The 14,205-nt window shown below is 67.2% G+C and carries 12 protein-coding genes; 4 read left to right on the plus strand and 8 right to left on the minus strand.

The window, feature by feature from the left end; genetic code table 11:
• Nucleotide 1: 1 nt before the first annotated feature.
• The 3 genes from WJ35_RS25895 to katG all read right to left on the minus strand — a co-directional run bounded on the left by WJ35_RS25895 (nucleotide 2) and on the right by katG (nucleotide 4,605).
• Entirely contained in the window at nucleotides 2–1,447 is a 1,446-nt protein-coding gene (locus tag WJ35_RS25895) for an amidase (RefSeq protein ID WP_069240323.1), read from the minus strand.
• A 416-nt stretch (nucleotides 1,448–1,863) separates the two neighbouring features.
• Nucleotides 1,864–2,322, minus strand: a complete 459-nt coding sequence (locus WJ35_RS25900) for a pseudoazurin (protein ID WP_069240324.1) — start codon at nucleotides 2,320–2,322, stop codon at nucleotides 1,864–1,866.
• Between the two features lie 57 nt (nucleotides 2,323–2,379).
• Nucleotides 2,380–4,605: a catalase/peroxidase HPI gene (katG, locus tag WJ35_RS25905; protein ID WP_069240325.1), complete on the minus strand. Its 2,226-nt coding sequence runs from the start codon at nucleotides 4,603–4,605 to the stop codon at nucleotides 2,380–2,382.
• 823 nt (nucleotides 4,606–5,428) lie between these two features.
• On the opposite strand from katG, the gene WJ35_RS25910 reads away from it, so the two are divergent.
• The 4 genes from WJ35_RS25910 (at nucleotide 5,429) to WJ35_RS25925 (ending at nucleotide 9,834) form a co-directional block, all read left to right on the plus strand.
• Entirely contained in the window at nucleotides 5,429–5,863 is a 435-nt protein-coding gene (locus tag WJ35_RS25910) for a universal stress protein (protein WP_069240326.1), read from the plus strand.
• A 636-nt stretch (nucleotides 5,864–6,499) separates the two neighbouring features.
• Nucleotides 6,500–6,748 carry a hypothetical protein gene (locus WJ35_RS25915; protein WP_059475213.1) on the plus strand — a complete coding sequence of 83 codons (249 nt, stop codon included), beginning with the start codon at nucleotides 6,500–6,502 and terminating at the stop codon, nucleotides 6,746–6,748.
• A 469-nt stretch (nucleotides 6,749–7,217) separates the two neighbouring features.
• Nucleotides 7,218–8,504, plus strand: a complete 1,287-nt coding sequence (locus WJ35_RS25920; RefSeq protein WP_014725267.1) for an Nramp family divalent metal transporter — start codon at nucleotides 7,218–7,220, stop codon at nucleotides 8,502–8,504.
• A gap of 94 nt (nucleotides 8,505–8,598) precedes the next feature.
• A complete protein-coding gene (locus WJ35_RS25925) occupies nucleotides 8,599–9,834 on the plus strand; it encodes a DUF2252 family protein (RefSeq protein ID WP_059739123.1) in 1,236 nt (411 codons plus the stop codon).
• 153 nt (nucleotides 9,835–9,987) lie between these two features.
• Here WJ35_RS25925 and WJ35_RS25930 read toward each other — a convergent pair whose 3' ends face one another.
• From WJ35_RS25930 to WJ35_RS25950, 5 genes are all read right to left on the minus strand, one after another.
• The gene (locus WJ35_RS25930; RefSeq protein WP_011882493.1) at nucleotides 9,988–10,389 is read right to left on the minus strand and encodes a PPC domain-containing DNA-binding protein; all 402 of its coding nucleotides are present in this window, start codon (nucleotides 10,387–10,389) and stop codon (nucleotides 9,988–9,990) included.
• A gap of 95 nt (nucleotides 10,390–10,484) precedes the next feature.
• Complete coding sequence (locus tag WJ35_RS25935) at nucleotides 10,485–11,507, minus strand: 2Fe-2S iron-sulfur cluster-binding protein (protein ID WP_069240327.1); 1,023 nt, start codon at nucleotides 11,505–11,507, stop codon at nucleotides 10,485–10,487.
• Nucleotides 11,508–11,520: 13 nt separating this feature from the next.
• Nucleotides 11,521–13,188 carry a hydroxylamine reductase gene (hcp, locus tag WJ35_RS25940; RefSeq protein WP_069240328.1) on the minus strand — a complete coding sequence of 556 codons (1,668 nt, stop codon included), beginning with the start codon at nucleotides 13,186–13,188 and terminating at the stop codon, nucleotides 11,521–11,523.
• A 185-nt stretch (nucleotides 13,189–13,373) separates the two neighbouring features.
• The gene (locus WJ35_RS25945) at nucleotides 13,374–13,601 is read right to left on the minus strand and encodes a DUF3079 domain-containing protein (protein ID WP_069240329.1); all 228 of its coding nucleotides are present in this window, start codon (nucleotides 13,599–13,601) and stop codon (nucleotides 13,374–13,376) included.
• 172 nt (nucleotides 13,602–13,773) lie between these two features.
• Entirely contained in the window at nucleotides 13,774–14,202 is a 429-nt protein-coding gene (locus tag WJ35_RS25950) for a YbaB/EbfC family DNA-binding protein (RefSeq protein ID WP_230459733.1), read from the minus strand.
• Nucleotides 14,203–14,205: the final 3 nt, after the last annotated feature.

The following is a 14,205-nucleotide window of genomic DNA, read 5'->3' on the forward strand; positions in this document are numbered from 1 at the left end:
CTTACGCGGCGATCCAGCCCGGCTGCCGCCGGCCGACCCAGTCGGCCGCCTGCTCGTAGCCGCGCGCGAGCTGCAGCACCGCCAGGTCCGCGCGCGGCCGGCCGATCAGCTGCATCCCCATCGGCAGCCCGGCCGCGTTGAAGCCGACCGGCACGCTGATCACCGGACAGCCCGCGAGCGTCCACGGCATGACCGTTTCCATCCAGCGGTGATAGGTGTCCATCGCGCGGCCCGCGATCTGCTGCGGCCAGCGCGCGTCCACGTCGAACGGGAACACCTGAGCGGCCGGCGCGGCAATGAAGTCGTAGCGCTCGAAGAAGCCGAGCAGCGTCTGGTGCCACGCGGTGCGCTCGACGCTCGCGTCGAAGATCGCCTGCGCCGGCAGCGCGAGCAAGCCTTCGACCTCGTAGATCGCCTCCGGCTTCAGCAGCGCGCGGCGCGCCGGATCGCGGTAGTGCGCGAGCAGCCCGCCGCCGGACAGGAAGTGCCGGTGCGCGAGCCAGATCCCCCACAGCCGTTCCGGCGCGAACGCCGGCAGCGCGGCGTCGACGTCGCAGCCGATCTCGCGCAGCGTCGCGAGCCCCGTCTCGCACTGTGCGAGCACGCCCGGTTCGGTCGCCAGATAGCCGTTCCAGTCGCCGACCCACGCGACACGCTTGCCGCGCAGGTCCGCGTCGAGCGGCTGCGCGAACACGGCCGGGTCCTCCGCGAGCGACAGCGGATCGTGCGGGTCGTAGCCGGCCTGGATCGCGAGCAGGTTCGCGACGTCGCCGACGGTGCGCCCCATCGGCCCTTCGGTCCCGAGCTGCTGCACGAACACGTCGACGCCCGGCCAGCGCGGCACGCGGCCCTGCGACGGCCGGAAGCCGTAGACGTTGCAGAACGCCGCCGGATTGCGCAGCGAGCCGCCGAAATCGCTGCCGTCCGCGACCGGCAGCATCCGCGCCGCCAGCGCGGCCGCCGCGCCGCCGCTGCTGCCGCCGGCGCTCTTCGTCAGGTCATACGGATTGCGCGTCGCGCCGTAGACGTCGTTGAACGTATGCGAGCCGAGACCGAATTCCGGCGTGTTGGTCTTGCCGATGAAGATCGCGCCGGCCGCGCGCATCCGCGCGACGCCGACGGAATCGGCCTGCGGCACGTTGTTGCGGAAGATCGGCGAACCGAACGTCGTCGCGATGCCCTTCGTCATCGCGAGATCCTTCGGCGCCTGCGGGATCCCGTGCAGCCAGCCGTGGTATTCGCCACGGGCCAGCGCCGCGTCCTTTTCCGCGGCTTCGGCGAGCAAGGTCGCGCGATCGCGCAGCGAAATCAGCGCGTTCACCGCACCGTTCACCCGCTCGATGTGATCGAGATATGCACGCATCGTCTCGACGCACGACACGTCCTTGCGGCGGATCGCCGACGCGAGCGCGCTCGCGGACAGGCGCACGATCGGATCGACGGGAATGGAGGCGGGAGCGAGAAGCTACGGGGCGCCGTGCGGCATGCGAGGTCTCCTGGGATCGGGATGGGCCGAGGGCCGCGCGATGGCGGCGCTCCGTTCCGGACAGCCGGAATGGAGGCGCGCTGCGGCCGACGCTCAACTGTACGCGACTCGTCGCGGGTTGCCCGACGCGTGAGTGGCTACGGCTCATGGCGTGCCGCATCGATACGGTGTCCATCGGAGATCGCGTTTCAGACGGCATGCGTCTCGGCCATGACCGCATGGCCGGCCGGGCTATCCGACGCCGGGCAAGCGATCCTGCCCATCGCGCGTCCGACGCCTGCGCGCGCTCGCTGCGACCGAACCGTCATCGATCCGGCACCCCACACCGTTTCGAGCGCGGCCGGGTTGGCGCGCCCCGCCCCCGGCCGATGCATCGGCTACTTCTGCGTGGGCTGCTCGTGGTCCAGCGTCGCGAACAGTTGATCGAAACGCGCCTTCGCCTCGCGCGGCTGCGCGACGCTGCGCGCCGCGGCCTCGTTGGTCGGGTGTCCCACCACGATCAAGCCGACCATCCCCAACATGTAATGCGGGATGCAGCGATAGCCATAGACGCCCGGTTTGTCGAACGTCACGGTCAGATCTTCACTGATCTTTCCGGAAAAGGCCCCGGCTCCGGCCGGCGCCATGCCGGGAATGCTTTCGACGCCATGCCCGCTGTCCGCGGCAACAAAATGCACGCTGTCGCCCACGTCGATGTGGACGAGGGCCGGCTCGAAGCCCCGTTGACCGTCCGACGCGCGGTTCAGCATCCGAACCTCGACGTCGGCCGCATGCGCGCCCATCGATACCAGTAGCCCCGCACCTGCGATCAGGCGCAGCCATCCGATTTTCCTCATTTCGCCCTCCGATGGACCGGCCGCGGAATCGCTTCCGCGGCCGGTCCGATCACGGTATTAGATGCGCTTCAGATCGAAGCGATCGAGGTTCATGACCTTGGTCCATGCAGCGACGAAGTCGCGCACGAACTTCTCGTGCGCATCGTCCGATGCATAGACTTCGGCGACGGCGCGCAGCTCGGAACTGGACCCGAACACCAGATCGACCGGACTTGCCGTCCACCTGAGCGCACCCGTCTTGCGATCGCGCCCTTCGTAAGTCCCGTCGGCGCTCGGCGACTTCTTCCATTCGGTCGACATGTCCAGCAGATTCACGAAGAACTCGTTGCTCAGCGTGCCGGGATGATTCGTCAGGACGCCCAGCTTCGAATGGCCCGTGTTCGCGTCGAGCGCGCGCAGGCCGCCCACCAGCACCGTCATCTCCGGCACGGTCAGATCCAGCTTGCTCGCGCGGTCGACCAGCAATTCGGCGGGCGAGCGCTCATTGCCTTTCTGGTAGTAGTTGCGGAACCCGTCGGCGGTCGGCTCGAGCACGGCGAACGACGCGACATCCGTCTGCGCCTGCGTCGCATCCACGCGTCCCGGCGCAAACGGCACGGTGATGTCGTAACCGGCCTTGCGGGCCGCATCCTCGACGGCGGCGCTGCCGCCCAGCACGATCAGGTCGGCGAGCGACACCTGCTTGCCGTCCGTTCTGCCCTTGTTGAAGCCGGACTGGATGGCTTCCAGCGACTTCAGCACTTTCGCCACGCTCGCCGGATCGTTCACGGCCCAGCCGTTCTCGGGCGCGAGACGGATGCGCGCGCCATTGGCGCCGCCTCGGTAGTCGGTGCCGCGGAACGACGCCGCCGATGCCCACGCGGTCTTGATCAGTTCGGACTTCGGCAGCCCCGATGCCAGGATTCGGCTCTTCAGATCCGCAATGTCGGCAGCGCCGATCGTCTGGTAGCCGGCGACGGGCAGCGGGTCCTGCCAGATCAGGTCGACCTTGGGCACGTCCTTGCCCAGATAGCGCGCCTTCGGCCCGAGGTCGCGATGCGTCAGCTTGAACCAGGCCTTGGCGAAGGCCAGCTTGAATTCGTCGGGATGCTCCTCGAAGCGCTTCGCGATCTTGCTGTACGCGGGATCGACCTTCAGTGCGATATCGGTCGTGAACATCATCAACGGATGGAGTTTCGACGGATCGTGTGCGTCCGGCACGATGCTCTGCGCATCCTTCGGCATCCACTGGTGCGCACCGGCCGGGCTCTTCGTCAGCACCCAGTCGTGGCCGAGCAGGTTGTCGAGGTACTGCATCGTGAAATGCACCGGATCGACCGACCACGCGCCTTCGAGGCCGCTGGTGATCGTGTCGGCGCCCTTGCCGGTGCCGCACTTGTTGGCCCAGCCGAGACCTTGCGCTTCGACGCCCGCGCCGGCAGGCGCCACGCCGACGCATTTGTCCGGGGAAGCCGCGCCATGCGCCTTGCCGAACGTGTGGCCGCCGGCGATCAGGGCGAGGGTTTCCTCGTCGTTCATCGCCATGCGGCCGAAGGCTTCGCGAATGTCCTGCGCCGCCGCAACGGGATCAGGATTGCCATTCGGACCTTCCGGATTGACGTAAATCAAACCCATTTGGGTCGCAGCGAGCGGCTTTTCGAGTTTGCCGTTCTTGTCGCGGTTATTCGACATGAATTTCGGTCCCGCGCCCCAATAAACCAGATCCGATTGCCAATCGTCTTCACGGCCGCCGCCGAATCCGAAGGTTTGAAAACCCATGGATTCGAGCGCAACATTGCCCGTCAGAACCATCAGGTCGCCCCACGAAATATTCTGGCCATATTTCTTCTTGACCGGCCACAACAAACGGCGAGCTTTATCGAGATTTGCATTATCCGGCCAGCTATTCAGCGGTTCGAATCGCTGCTGTGCGCCGCCGGCGCCGCCGCGGCCGTCGTAGGTGCGATAGGTGCCGGCTCCATGCCAGGCCATGCGGATGAAGAACGGACCATAGTTGCCGTAGTCCGCGGGCCACCAGTCTTGCGAGGTCGTGAGCGTCGTCCGAATGTCCTTCTTCACGGCCTCGATATCGAGCTTCTGGAATGCCTGCGCGTAGTCGAAATCCTTGCCGTACGGATTCGACTCGACATCGTGCTGACGTAGCGGCGAAAGATCGAGCGTCTCCGGCCACCAGAAGCCATTCGCGCGCGGCGCTCCGTCCGCGCGGGCAGAAATGGAACCGGCGCTCATCGCGATAACGGCGACCGCAGCCAGCACCGATTTTGCGATACGATTTCTTTGCATATGACCTCTCCACAATTGAACGTAATGTTGGAATGCGGGAGGATTGTGATCTTGTAGGGAATTCGTCGGCCAATCGGTAGTATTTATTCCTTCAATTGATCCAGACTATGACGGCGATTCGAATTCGGTCGAATAAAATAAGTCAATCGAATCCATCAAATCGCGTCGCCGGTAGTGCGCGCAATTGAATCAACGTTCGGAAGGGTTTCGAATTGGACGCCGGCGTGGGCCACGATGCGAGTCATCACGAATCAGATGCGAGGAACCGGCTCGATGATTTCGTGGATCGGCAGAGTCATTAGCGTTTGAGCCGTACAGGCGTCATCCCCGCTGTCGATAGAGGCGGCAGCATGGAGTAGCCGTGGAAATTCGCGAAGTTGCACGTCGCGGCTCGAAGCCGTCGTTGCTATCGGCGTTGCAAAGCGCCCGCGCACGGTGACGCGCGGGTGATCTCGAACGCGGCGACCGACCAGCCGATACGGCAGCTTCAATTGCGCATGGACGACTCGCAGCCCTGAGTGAGGCGCGCCGAACCGTTCATGCGACGAATGTCGGTGCGCAGCGATGCTCGGCGCACGCAGTACCCCGCCTCGACGAAGCGCCGGACTGACGTACCGACCGCCCGCCACGTCACTGAAATCCCCGTCCCGCGCCGCGATCAGTGAAAACGTTTATGCGCATAAACTTAAATTTCTTATATTTCTAATAAGAGCGGCAAGCCGGCCGGCGTTGACGACATTTTTACGCGGCCGGCCGCTTTCTTTAGCGCGTGCCTTCCTGGCGCGCGCTACGCTGCAACCGTCACCACTTCCGGGCGCTCGCCATGCTCAAGCTGCTGGTTCCGGTCGGCCACTCGTCCCGCTCGCTGCAGGCGGTGCGCCATGCGACCTTCCTCTACCGGGAACGGTGCGCGTCGGAAATCGTGCTGATCAATGTGCAGCCGCCGCTCGAAGCGACACGGCTGGAGGCGTTTCACCCGCTGTCGCGGTTGCGCTCGATCGAGGACAGGTTTGCGTGCGACGATCTGGCGATGGCCGAGCGCGTGCTGCGCGAAGCCGGCGCCAGATATAGCGTGGTGAAGAAGGTCGGGCCGGTGGCCGACACGATCGCGGCCGCAGCGGCCGAGACGGGCTGCGACGAGATCGTCGTGGTCGCGCCGCGGCACGACCCGATTCATGCCCTGCTGTCGATGTTTCGCCGCAGCGTGATGAGCCGGCTGGTCCGGATCTCGAACGTGCCGGTGACGGCCGTCCGATAAGCCGCTGAAGAGAACTGTGCCGGCAGCATCGGTGCGCGGCGCAACGAATCGGTCGTGGACCGGATTCGGCGGGTCTTTCGATTCAAGTCGGCGCGGCGATGCGCCGTGACGGACGCGATGCCGTACCGCACCGTCTACACCGCTGCGCTGCGCCTGAGTATGCGTGCGCGCAGCGCCGGCGTGCTTACTTGATGACCTTGCGGACGAACAGCAGATAGGTTGCCAATGAAGACGCGCCCAGCAGGATGACCCACAACGGCGCCATGCTGATCAGTACGGAAGAGACGTTTAGCATTTGGATTCCTCACCATTTCGATAGCGGTGTGCAACGAATGACCGCAGTGCCCGGAGCGGAGCCGCTGCGCGGTCACATGCCCGCGCATCGTGTTCCACAAACATGCATTCATGCTATCGCTTTGAACGCGCGCGCGACCGTCAGCCCGCGCGCGCATCCTGATATTGGTCAAACTCGCGTCACTCGCGCCGCTGCCGGGACGATCGCGCCCGATTGCGCTGCCGGTGAAAAAAGGACACGACCGATTCCGGCCAGCCGTTTCCGCAGACGTTAACCGGGGGAAGCCCCAAGTGCGGCGCGAGCCGTGCCCGCGTTACGCTCGGGCAACGAGGAGACGAATCATGAGACGAGTCGTGCACATCGCTTTTTTTGCGCTGCTGGCATACCTGATCGGCGATCGCGCGCTGCTGCACGCGCAAGGCCGCGACGCCACGCCGAGTGCATGCTCGCAGCGCGCCGAGCAGGTGAAATACGACGCGCTCGGCCGCGGCTTCGGCGCCGCGGCTGCCGGCAGCCAAAGCGAGGCGTTCATGTCGGGATGCCTCGTGAGCGGGCGCGCCGATATGGATGCGACGACCGCGTCCCGTTGACGTTCGGTGCGCGGCGTCCGCTGCGGCTCTCGCGCGGACTTCGGTAGCGATCGGCGCTTTTCGTCGGCTTGCGGCTTGCGGCTTGCGGCTTCGGGCTTCGGGCTTCGGGCTTCGGGCTTCGGGCTTCGGGCTTCGGGCTTCCGGCTTCCGCGGCTTGCGACTGATGGAGCCGACACCCACATCGCGGTGATACTCGCCCCACTACCCTACTGCGCCCGACGCGGTCGATAGACACGCACGCCGCATCCCTCGGCCGACACGGCCGCCGCTGCCGTTCCGCGCCGCAACCCACGCCCGCGACGCTCACATCGCTCCCGCCACGCGCCTCCGCCGCGCCGCTGCCTGATCCCCATCGTTTGTTGTCCGGCGACCCACCGCATCGCTTGTCCGCGCCCCCTCGCAGCAACCGCCTCCCCCAGGTACACCGATTGCTCCCCGATCGCCATATCCCCACGGGCCGCCAACCTACATGAACGACAACAACTCACTCGATTCCGCCCAAACTCGTCCGCATCGCGGCTCGTGGCTGCGTCGCCTCGGCCCCGGTCTCGTCACCGGCGCCGCCGACGACGACCCTTCCGGCATCGGCACCTACTCGCAGGCCGGCGCGCAATTCGGCCTCGAACTGCTGTGGTCGCTGCTGCTCACCTATCCGCTAATGACGGCCATCCAGCTCGTCAGCGCGCGCATCGGTCGCGTGACGGGCAAGGGGCTCGCCTCGAACATGCGCGCCCACTATCCGCCGTGGCTGCTCTACGCCACCGTGGTGCTGCTGATCGTCGCGAACGTGATCAACATCGCGGCCGACCTCGCGGCGATGGGCGCAGCCGTCAATCTGCTGCTGCACGGTCCGCAGGAACTCTATGTCGTCTTCCTCGGCGCGTTGTCGGCCCTGCTGCAGATCTTCGTGCCGTACGACCGCTATGCGCGCCTGCTCAAATGGACCGCATTGGCGCTGCTCGCGTATGTCGCAGTCGCGCTGATCGTGCCGGTCGATTGGGGTGAAGTCGGCCGCGCGCTCGTGCGGCCGCGGTTCCAGTTGACCGCGGCGTACCTGACCACGGTCGTCGCCGTGCTCGGCACGACGATCAGCCCCTACCTGTTCTTCTGGCAGGCGTCGCAGGAAGTCGAGGAATTGCGCGCGAAACCGAACCAGAAGTCGTTGCGGCGGGCGCCACACCAGGCGCCCGCGCAACTGCAACGAATCAACTTCGACACCTGGGTCGGCATGGGCGTATCGAACGTCATCGCGTTCTTCATCACGCTCACGGCCGCGGCCACGCTGAACCGGCATCACATCGACGTGAAGACCTCGGCGGATGCCGCGCGCGCGCTCGAACCGATCGCCGGCCACTTCGCGTACATCCTGTTCGCGCTCGGGATCATCGGCACGGGCCTGCTGGCGCTGCCCGTGCTCGCCGGATCGGCCGCCTACGCGGCCGCGGGCACCTTCCGCTGGCGCAACAGTCTCGCGCTGAAGGTCGGTGTCGCGCCCGAGTTCTATGCGGTGATCGCGTTGGCGATCATCGGCGGCGTCGCGATCACGTTCATGCATTTCGATCCGATCCGCGCGCTCTACTGGAGCGCGGTCATCAACGGCGTGACCGCCGTGCCGATCATGATCGTGATGATGTTGATGGCGCGCAGCCGACGCATCATGGGCGAGTTCGCGGTCCGGGGCGTGCTGGCCTGGGGCGGCTGGATCGCGACGGCCGCGATGGCGATCGCCGCCACCGGCGTGTTCGTGCCGGGCTGAGTCGCAAGGCCGATCCCGGCGCACTCGGCGGACGTCTCGTGCGCCGACCTGCCTGCCGACAGGCCGGCGCCGTGTGGAAGAAGGAGGAAGCATCGTGGCGAAACAAAGCGCAGCATCCGCGCGGCTGCCCGCGAGCGACGAACGCGCGCGCATTCTCGAGCGCCTGCGCAGCCGCAAGATGGCGCGCTCGATCCACACGTACACGCGCGGCAGCGCCGAACGCTTCTACGCGTGGCTGGCCGACCATCGAACCGGCACGTTGCCCGACGGCCCCGCGGTGTGGATCTGCGGCGACTGCCATCTCGGCAACCTCGGGCCGGTCGCGGCGAAGACGGGCGAAGTCGCCGTGCAGATACGCGACCTCGACCAGAGCGTGATCGGCAATCCGGTGCACGACCTGCTGCGGCTCGGCTTCTCGCTGGCGACCGCGGCGCGCAGCTCGGATCTGCCCGGCGTCATCACATGGCGCATGATGGAAGCGCTGATCGACGGCTATGCGCTCGCGTTCGATCCGCGGCGTCGCGACGAACTCGCCCGAACGAAGCGCCCGACCGCAGTGAAAGTAGCGATGCAGGCGGCGCTGCACCGATCGTGGCGCAAGCTCGAGCGGCAGACGCTGCGCAAACGCGCGCCGCACATTCCGCTCGGCAAGCGCTTCTGGCCACTGTCCGAAGCCGAGCGGCGCGCCATTCACGTGCTGTTCGAATCGGCTCCGGTGTCTCCGGTCAGCGCCGCGCTCAGTCATGCGGCTTGCGCCAACGCGCGCATGACGGTGCTCGACGCCGCCTACTGGGTCAAGGGATGCAGCTCGCTCGGCCGGCGCCGCTTCGCGGTGATGCTCGAGATCGACGACGGGTGTCCCGATGAGCGCCGCCCCTATCTGATCGACATCAAGGAGGCCACCACGGCCGACGCGCCGAAACAGAGAGGCATACGCATGCCGCAGGATGCCGCGCAGCGCGTGCTCGAAGGCGCGCGGCACGTGTCGCCGATGCTCGGAAGTCGCATGTGCGCGGCGCGCCTCGACGGGCGCCCGGTCGTCATGCGCGAATTGATGCCGCAGGATCTGAAGCTGGACGCCGAACGCCTGTCGGAAGCGGACGCGATCGACGCGGCGCGATATCTTGCGCGCGTGGTCGGACACGCACATGCGATACAGATGGACGACGCGACGCAACGGGCATGGCGTAACGAGTTGCGGAGCCGGCGTCCGAAGACGGTCGACGCACCGTCCTGGCTGTGGCGAAGCATCATCGAATTGATGGCCGCGCATGAGCAGGCGTATCTGCAGCATTGCCGTCGCCATGTGCTGCGGAGGACGGGGCGCTGAATCGTGGCCGCGGGATCACGCGATGCGCGGTGTAGCACGGTGCCGCTTCGGGCCGCGCCATGTCGTGTCGTGTCGCGCACGACCGCACCAGCTCGCTCGCGGCCCGGCCCCACCGTATCGCACACGATCGACCCAGCCGGCCACCCCACCCGATCAACCGCTCGCCGGCCGAATCACGAGCTCGTCGAAGCCGGTACGCGCATCGCGTTCGCGCGAAAATCGATGCGCGGGCAACGATGCAACGAGCAGTTCAACGGTCGTACGCACGACACAGCCGCTCGCGACGTGTCCGCCCGACACGCGCCCGGATGCGTCGGCAACCGTCATGTGCAGGTGCGCGCCGTCCGGCGACACCGAGCCGGCCAGCGTCAGTATTTCGAGGTCGCCGTGCAACTCGGCCGGCGAATCGACGCCCGCATAACGCACGCGCGCGACGCTGAGGCTGCCGATGCCCTGCAGCACGAACGCCGCATGAACATCGAGCCGACGCAACGCGTGCTCGATCGACGCGCGCAGATCGTCACCGGGAGACAGACGTAAAGGAAGGGCTTGCATGGTCGATCACCTGCTCGAGAGCCGCGGTATCGACGCAGCGTACGTGCGCCCGCGCAATCCGGCAAGCCGCTGCCGGACCGCACGGCGCACGCGCATCACACGGTGAAGCGCTCGCTGGCGAACTGCGCGGCCGGCAGGCCGGCCGCGGCGGCCGCTTCACGCGCGCCCTCGACGAGCGCCGGCGGCCCGCACACGTAGAGGTCCGGCGACACGTCGGCCTGCGCGAGCGCCGCGCGCAATGCATCGACCGGCGTGCCGTGGAGTCCGGCCCATTGCGGGCCGGGCCGCCACACGCACAGGTCGACCAGCAACTGCGGCAGGTCGGCCTGCAGCCGCTCCAGCTCGTCGAGCAGGAACAGCTCGCTTTCCTCATTGACGCCGAAGAACAGCCGCGCGTCGGCGAGCTCCTGATACTCGGCCATCCGCCGCAGCATCGACAGGATCGGCGCGAGCCCCGTGCCGCCGGCGACGAACCAGCGCGGCCGCAGGCTTTCCGCGAACAGGCCGAAGCCGCCCATCGGCGCGCGCACGGTCAGCGGATCGCCGGGCTGCGCGCGCTCCCGCAGGTACGTCGAGAACCATCCGTCCGGCCGCAGCCGGATCAGGAATTCGAGGCGCCCCTCCCAGTTGCTCGTGTTGGCGAGCGAAAACGGCCGGCGCACGCCGCTGCCCGGCACCTCCAGCTCCGCGAACTGGCCGGCCTCGAACTCCACGGCCGAGCCGTTCGCGTCGTCGGGCTCGACCTGCAGCTCGACGCGCATCGTCTGGTCCGCGATCGTGTCGAGCGCCGCGATCCGCGCGATGCGCACCGGCACCGGCTGCAGCAGCACCTTCGCGTGGTCGTACGGCGCGACGACGCGCAAGTCGCTGCGCGGCGTCGTCCGGCACATCAGGATCGCGCCCGGCTGGCCGGCCGGCAGCGCGTCGATGCTGTGCTCTCGCAAGTCGTAGTCGCCTTCGGCGACCGTTGCGTGACACGCGCCGCAACTGCCGCGCCGGCATTGCGACGGCAGCGTGATGCCGGCCTGCGCAGCGGCGGCGAGCACGTCCTGGCCCGGTTCGCAGTCGAAGCCGAACGGCTGCCCGTCGCGCGTCGTGATCTCGATCTGATAGGTCATCGAATCATCCCGCTCACGCTGCCTGGCGCGTCAGCGCAGCGGCGAGGTCCGCACTGGCGTCGCCGATCGGCTGGATGCCGAACTGCTCCACCAGCACGCCGAGCACACCCGGCGTGAGGAACGCCGGCAGCGTCGGCCCGAGCCGGATGTTGCGCAGGCCGAGCGCGAGCAGCGTCAGCAGCACCGCCGCCGCCTTCTGCTCGAACCACGAGATCACCAGCGACAGCGGCAGGTCGTTCACGCCGCACTCGAACGCATCGGCAAGCGCGGTCGCAATGCGGATCGCCGAGTAGCTGTCGTTGCACTGGCCGATGTCGAGCAGGCGCGGAATGCCGCCGATGTCGCCGAATGCGTGCCTGTTGAAACGGTACTTGTTGCAGCCGAGCGTCATCACGACCGTATCGCCGGGCGCCTGCTCCGCGAATTCCGTGTAGTAGTTACGGCCCGGCGCGGCGCCGTCGCAGCCGCCGATCAGGAAGAAGTGGCGAATCTGGCCGGCCTTGACCGCGTCGATCACCTTGTCCGCGACGCCGAGCACCGCGTGCCGGCCGAAGCCGACCGTGATGGTCTCTTCCGGCGCCGTCGCCGGGAAGCCGGGCAACGCCCGCGCCGCCTGGATCAGCGTCGAGAAATCGTGATGCTCGAGATGGCGCACGCCCGGCCAGCCCACCGGCCCCGTCGTGAAGATGCGCTGCCGGTATTGCGGCAACGGCTCGATGATGCAGTTGGACGTCATCAGGATCGGGCCGGGGAAATGCGCGAAGTCGCTCTGCTGGTCCTGCCACGCGCCGCCATAGTTGCCGGCGAGATGCGGGAACGCCTTGAGCGTCGGGTACGCATGGGCCGGCAGCATTTCGCCGTGCGTGTAGACCTGGATGCCGGTTCCCGCGGTCTGTTCGAGCAGCGCATGCAGGTCGCCGAGATCGTGGCCGGACACCAGGATCGCCTTGCCCGCCACCGGCGTCACGCGCACCGACGTGGGCTGCTGCGCGCCGAAGCGGCCGGTGTTCGCGCTGTCGAGCAGCTCCATCACCTTCAGGTTCAGCCGGCCGAGATCGAGCGCCTGCTCGAGCAATGCGTTCAGGTCGGTTGGGTCGGTCGCGAGAAACGCGAGCGCCGCTTCGATGCCTTCGTAGATGTCGTCGCGTTCGTAGCCGAGCACCCGCGCATGATGCGCATACGCGCACACGCCTTTCAGGCCGTACAGCACCAGTGCGCGCAGCCCGACGATGTCGGCGCCCACCGTATCGAGGCCCGCGTCGATGCCGACGGCCGCTGCCTGCTTCAGCAGACCGGGCAGATCGTCCGCCGGCTGCCACGCGGCCGGACCCTGCAGCGCCGGCAGCGCCGCGCCCGTGGCGCGCGCCTGCGCGTCGCATGCGGCCTTCACGCGGTCGCGCGTCTGCGCGGCTTCGCGCAGCAGCGTCACGAAGCGCGCCGCGTGAAAGTTCACGTTGGTCAGCGTCGTGAACATCGCGTACAGTACGAACCGGTCGGCCTCGCGGTCGGGCTCGCCCATGCCGCGCGCGAGCGCGCCGTACTGCGCGATGCCCTTCACCGCATGAACGAGCAGGTCCTGCAGGTCGGCCGTCGTCGCGTCCTTGCCGCAATTCCCCTTCGCCGACGCGCAGCCGGGCCGCGCACCGGTCCGGTCAGTCTGTTCGCATTGGTAGCAAAACACGGTGCTCTCCTTTGTCGATCATGGGGACGCGGGTCGGTGCGTCGGCGCCGCAAATCGTGTTTCGGCCGCCGGGCGCTACGCCCGCTTCAAGATGCGTTCTTGATGCATCTTTTTCATGATCTTTCGGCGCAGCATCTGCCACCCTGACGCAGATCAAAAAAGCACACGTGTGGGACAACTTGTCGCTATGACTGCGCGCCGGCCGGTTCGGCGGGCGCGTCGTCGGCTTCGCCTTCGCTGAATTCGATGCCCCAGTCGCCGTACTGATACCAGTCGTCGCCGAGCAGCTCGGCGGGATGCTGGGTACGGCTGGAGCCGTTGCCGCAACGCATCGACTGGGTCGGGCAGTAGTTGTCGCAGCCCCAGCAGATCCGCTCCGGATGCGCCGGGTGCAGCGCGAATTTCTTGGCCATGATGCGTTGTCCTGAAGTCGGTGGGTACGCTACCGTCCGACTCTAGTACGCACACCGCACGATGCCGATGCGACATTCGTTCGCAGCGCAGAGGCGGGATCGATGGCGCGTGCGGAGGCCGTTTCGGTGTTGCTCAGGATGGACCGCGCTCGTCATGTCGCGCGACGTCTCGTCACGGCGTACGCGTGTCCGACGCCGCCACGGCTTGCGGATTCGCGATCAGCTGCAAGCGCACGCGCAGCGGCTGCAGCATGTCCGGCGGCGGCGCTTCGGCGAGCGCTCGCGCGACGAGCAACTGACGCAGCGCCGCGTCCGCATCGGCCGAGCCGAGCGTCGCGAAATCCACTCGTGTGACCACGCCGTTCGCACCGATCCATGCGCGTATCGCGATCGGCGACGGCGCATCGGCGCTCACATCCGGGCCGCGCGCTTCGAGATAACGATGCAGCCGCTGCGACGCGTCTCCGCCCGCTTCGAGCCACATCTCGAACTGATGCCCGACCAACTGTGCATATGTGATCCAGGACTGCGGCACGTCGGTCGTCTGTGCGGCGACCGACGTACACGCGGCCAGCAACGCCGCGCAAACGCCTGCGCGCAACCA

Source organism: Burkholderia ubonensis (assembly GCF_001718695.1).
Lineage (GTDB): Bacteria > Pseudomonadota > Gammaproteobacteria > Burkholderiales > Burkholderiaceae > Burkholderia > Burkholderia ubonensis_B.